3 protein-coding genes and 1 pseudogene are annotated in these 4894 nt (G+C 75.1%); all 4 read left to right on the top strand.

The features are described 5' to 3' along the window. Positions 1 to 436, top strand: a pseudogene (locus ACFWOG_RS39545) (hypothetical protein); the annotation flags it as partial. Positions 437 to 493: 57 nt separating this feature from the next. Then, on the top strand, positions 494 to 1756 hold the full coding sequence (locus ACFWOG_RS39540; protein WP_380364464.1) for an AAA family ATPase: 1263 nt from the start codon (positions 494 to 496) through the stop codon (positions 1754 to 1756). Further along, complete coding sequence (locus ACFWOG_RS39535; RefSeq protein ID WP_380364462.1) at positions 1753 to 3321, top strand: VWA-like domain-containing protein; 1569 nt, start codon at positions 1753 to 1755, stop codon at positions 3319 to 3321. Before ACFWOG_RS39540 ends, ACFWOG_RS39535 begins: the two co-directional genes overlap by 4 nt. Before the next feature lie 174 nt (positions 3322 to 3495). Continuing rightward, on the top strand, positions 3496 to 4860 hold the full coding sequence (locus ACFWOG_RS39530; RefSeq protein WP_355403001.1) for a M14 family metallopeptidase: 1365 nt from the start codon (positions 3496 to 3498) through the stop codon (positions 4858 to 4860). The last annotated feature ends 34 nt before the right edge of the window (positions 4861 to 4894 follow it).

The following is a 4894-nucleotide window of genomic DNA, read 5'->3' as shown; positions in this document are numbered from 1 at the left end:
ACCCCACCCGGTGGAGTGCCGGGGAGCCCTCCACCGGATCGGGCTGGTCGACGGGGTGCTGGTCCCGCTGGACCACGACCCCGCCGAGATCCGCAGGGAGGAGTTGCTGGCCTCCCTGACCGGCACGCCGCTCCCCTGTCTCCAGGTCATCGACCGGGCGCACCGTCACCCGGAGAACCTCGACGACGTCCGCGCACGCCTCGCCCACGGCGACACCGCCGGTGCCCTGGCCGTCGTCGAGGGGCTGCTCGGGCCCGAAGCGCTGCTGCGCGACGGTGCCTTGCGGGACGACCTGGAGGAGGCGGCCCGACGGCGCATCGTCTACGGGCTGTTCCGCGCCGGCCTGGTCGGTTCCCGGCCGGAGCACGTCGGCCGGCCGGGCCTCCGACGCTCTCGCGGCCGCCGCTCGCGCCCGCGCCACGCCGACTCCCGCTGACCCGCCCCAGCACCTCGCCCACCCACCCACCCGCCGTGAACCGGAAGGTCGTCACCCATGCCTGTTTCCACGCCCCTGTCCACCATGCCCGCCACAGCCCCTGTCGCCTCTCGACTCGACGTCGCCGCAGACCTGTTGACCCTGCTCGGCGACACCGCCACCGAACCGCGCCCGGACACCCGGTTGGAAGCCCTGACCCTGGCCGTAGCCGCCGACCTGCCGGTACTGCTCTGGGGCGAGCCCGGGATCGGCAAGACGGCAGCGCTGACCCGGCTCGCCGAAGCCCTGGACCTCCCGCTCACCACCGTGATCGCCAGCGTGCACGAGCCGTCCGACTTCTCCGGGCTGCCCGTCGTCGGGGACGACCCCGCCGAGCAGGGCGTCCCCATGGCCCCACCGGACTGGGCGGTCCGTCTGGTCCGGGCCGGACGAGGACTGCTCTTCCTGGACGAGCTGTCCACCGCGCCACCGGCCGTCCAGGCGGCCCTGCTGCGGCTGGTCCTGGAACGGCGGATCGGCGCACTCCGGCTCCCGCCCGGTGTCAGGATCGTGGCCGCCGCCAATCCGCGCTCCTCGGCGGCGGACGGCTGGGAGCTCAGCCCGCCGCTGGCCAACCGGTTCGTCCATCTCCAGTGGACCCACGATCCCGAGGTGGTGATCCGCGGCCTCGGCGGGACCTGGCCGCGGGCCACCCTGCCGCGGCTCGACCCCCAACGCCTCACCGGGGCCGTGGACTTCGCCCGACGCGCGGTGTGCGGGCTGCTGACCGCCCGCCCCGCACTGGTCCACCGGCTGCCCGAGAACGAGACCCGGCGCGGCGGCGCCTGGCCGTCACCGCGGAGCTGGGAGATGACCCTCCGGCTGATCGCCTTCGCGACCGCCGCCGGATCCGACCGGGAGGTGCTGTCCCTGCTGGTCCGTGGCACGGTGGGGGACGGACCGGGGCTGGAGCTCCTGGCGGGCGTGGACCGGATGGACCTGCCCGATCCCGAGGCGCTGCTCGCCGACCCCGTGGGCGCCGAGCTGCCCGAACGGGGGGACCTCCGGCAGGCCGTCCTCGACGGCGTGGTCGCGGCGGTCCGCCGGCGCCCGGAGCGGTCCCGCTGGGACGCCGCCTGGGCGCTGCTGGTCCGGGCGGTGGAGACCGGGGCTCCGGACCTCGTGGTGGTGCCCGCGACCACGCTCGCCGCCCTGCGCCGGGAGGACTGGGACGTGCCCGCGTCCATCGAGGGACTCGCCGGGGCGGTGGCACTGTCCCGACGGGCCGACCGCGCGGCCGGGCGGGTGGCCGCCGTGTCCGCCGCGAAGGCGGGCCGATGAGCACGCCCGTGCGGGACACCGCACCCGACACCGCCTGGGACATCGCGCCCGCCACCGCCCGTGACGCCGCGTGGGACGACGATCCGGACACCGCCTGGGACAGCGTGCCCGAGGCCACACCCGGAACCTTCCGGAACGACGATCCCGACACCGCCTGGGACAGCATGCCCGAGGCCACACCCGGAACCCTCCGGAACGACGATCCCGACACCGCCTGGGACACCGCGCCCGACACCGGCCCGGCGGGCGGGCCCGGAGCCGGGTCGGCGGCCGGGTCCGCCCCGGTGGCCGACCGGCCGACGACCGCGCCGCGGGCGCCCACGGCGCTGGACCTCGACAAGCTGTTCGCCGCCCGCCTGCACGCCGCCCGGGTCCGGCCCTACCTGGCGACGGCCCTGTTCGCCCTCCACGTCGTGGAGTCGCGGCAGGTCCCGACGATGGCCGTCGACCGGCACTGGCGGTGCTACGTCTCGCCGGCGTTCGTCGCGCTGACACCGGTCGAGGAGCTGGCCGGTGTCTGGGTGCACGAGGTGTCGCACCTGCTGCGCGACCACCACGGGCGCAGCGACCGGGTCGCGCGGGAACGCGGGCTGACCGGTCCGGGCGAGCGGCTGCGCATGAACATCGCCGCGGACTGCGAGATCAACGACGACGTGTTCGGGGACGGGCTGGTCCGGCCGGAGGGGGCGGTCGAGCCGGCGGCCCTGGGGCTGCCCGAGGGCGAGTTGATGGAGGACTACCTGCGCCGATTCCGCCTCGGACCGCAGATGCAGGACGTGGCGTGGCTGGACTGCGGCAGCGGCGCGGACGGGCTGGACCGGGCGTGGGACCTCGGGCCGGACGGGGCACACGGCCTCGGTCCGCACGAACGGGACGCGGTGCGGTTCCGGGTGGCCCGGGGCATCAACGGCCGTCCGGGGTCGGCGCCGAAGGGGTGGCTGCGGTGGGCGACGGAGGCGTTCCACACGCCGCAGCCGTGGCGGGAGCTGCTGGGGTCGGCGGTCCGCTCCGCGGCCTCGGGCACCGGCGCGGGCCAGGACTACAGCTACGGCCGGCCGTCGCGGCGCTCGGCGTCGGTGCCCGGCGCCGTGCTGCCGAGCCTGCGGCGCAGGCCGCCGCAGGTGTCCGTGGTGATCGACACGTCCGGGTCGGTCAGCGACGCCGAGTTGGGCAGCGCGCTCCTGGAGGTGGCGGCGATCGCGCGGGCCGTGGGCGGACGGCGCGACCTGGTCACCGTGCTGCCGTGCGACGCGGCGGCCCGCGCGGTGCACCAGTTGTGCCGGGCCGAGGGGATCCCCCTGGTGGGCGGCGGGGGGACGGACCTGCGGACGGGCTTCGCCGCGGCTCTCCGGGCGCGGCCCCGTCCGGACGTGCTCGTCGTCCTGACCGACGGGCAGACACCGTGGCCGGACACCCGGCCGGCGTGCCGGACGGTGATCGGGCTGTTCTCCCGGGGGCGCGCGGGCAACTCGTGGCGCGAGGACGATCCCGGCTACCGGCCGGACGTCCCGCCCGGTTGGGCCCGGGTGGTGGAGATCGGCGGCGTCGCCCCCGCGACCCGCTGAGCCCTGCGGAGCGCCGCGCGCCCGGGTCCGTCCCGGCAGCTCTCCGCAGGACTCGGCGGGGCCTCCCGACCCCAACTCCTTGACGAAAGCATGACATTGACGGACCATCATGCTGGCGCGCGCCGCAGTTCCTCCCCTGTTCCGTCCCTACGGATCCCCCACAGGAGGACAGTCATGCGACTGCCCCGCCGAGGGAAGCCCGCCGCGGCCACCGCCGTCCTGCTGGCCCTCGCACTCGCCTCCCCGCTCACCGTCCAGGCCGCCGCGAACCCGGTGGCCGCTCCGTCCGCGGTCGCGGACCGAGCCGGTGCGGCCGACTCCGCCCGGCAGTACCGCCTCGACGGGCCCCGCACCGTCGCCGAGCGCACCGCCGTCGCCGCCACCGGCGCCTCCGTCGACGCCGTCCGGCCCGACTCGGTCACCGTCACCGCCACCCCCGCCGAGGCCGCCCGCCTCCGGGCGCTCGGCTGGGCCCCCGTCCTGCTGCCCGGCCCCCTGTACGGCGCCGAACCCGGCGAGCAGGGCGTGGGGGCGTCGGTGTACGACTTCCCGTCCGCCGACTCCGGCTACCACAACTACGCGGAGGCCGCCGCCGACATCGACGCCGTCGTGGCCGCCCACCCCGCCATCATGAGCAAGCGCGTCATCGGCACCTCGTACGAGGGCCGGCCGATCGTGGCCGTCAAGATCAGTGACAACGTCGGCACCGACGAGAACGAACCCGAGGTGCTGTTCACCGCCCACCAGCACGCCCGCGAACACCTCACCGTCGAGATGGCCCTGTACCTGCTCCACGAGTTCGGCGACAAGTACGCCACCGACGGCCGGATCGCCAACGCCGTCAACAGCCGCGAGATCTGGGTGGTCCCCGATCTCAACCCCGACGGCGGCGAGTACGACATCGCCACCGGCCGCTACCGCAGCTGGCGCAAGGACCGCCAGCCGAACTCCGGCAGCAGCAACGTCGGCACCGACCTCAACCGCAACTGGAACTACAAGTGGGGCTGCTGCGGCGGCTCGTCCGGATCCACTTCCAGCGAGACCTACCGGGGCAGCGCCCCGGAGTCCGCCAAGGAGGCCAAGGTGGTCGCGGACTTCGTCCGCACCCGGGTCGTCGGCGGCAAGCAGCAGATCACCGCCGCCATCGACTTCCACACGTACAGCGAGCTGGTGCTCTGGCCCTTCGGCTGGACCACGGCCAACACCACCACCGGAATGACGGCCGACGAGTACAACACCTTCGCCACCCTGGGCCGGACCCTGGCCGGAACCAACGGCTACACGCCGGAGCAGTCGAGCGACCTCTACATCACCGACGGCTCGATCGACGACTGGCTGTGGGGCGTGCAGCGGGTCTTCGCCTACACCTTCGAGATGTACCCCGGGCCGAACGGCAGCAGCGGCTTCTACCCGCCCGACGAGGTGATCGGGCGGGAGACCAGCCGCAACCGCGAGGCCGTGCTGCGGCTGGTGGAGACGGCGGACTGCGTGTACCGCGCGATCGGCAAGCAGCAGCAGTACTGCGGCATCGCGAGCTGACGGCGGTCCGCGCCGGGCGGGGCCCCGTTCGGGG

This window comes from Kitasatospora sp. NPDC058406 (assembly GCF_042722765.1).
Taxonomy (GTDB): Bacteria; Actinomycetota; Actinomycetes; order Streptomycetales; family Streptomycetaceae; genus Kitasatospora.
The sequence above is the reverse complement of the archived record's forward strand: the minus strand, read 5'-3'. Positions and strand labels throughout refer to the sequence as shown.

Coding starts and splice junctions, on each gene's coding strand:
- ACFWOG_RS39540 (WP_380364464.1), top strand. CDS start 494: ATGCCTGTTTCCACGCCCCTGTCCACCATGCCCGCCACAGCCCCTGTC.
- ACFWOG_RS39535 (WP_380364462.1), top strand. CDS start 1,753: ATGAGCACGCCCGTGCGGGACACCGCACCCGACACCGCCTGGGACATC.
- ACFWOG_RS39530 (WP_355403001.1), top strand. CDS start 3,496: ATGCGACTGCCCCGCCGAGGGAAGCCCGCCGCGGCCACCGCCGTCCTG.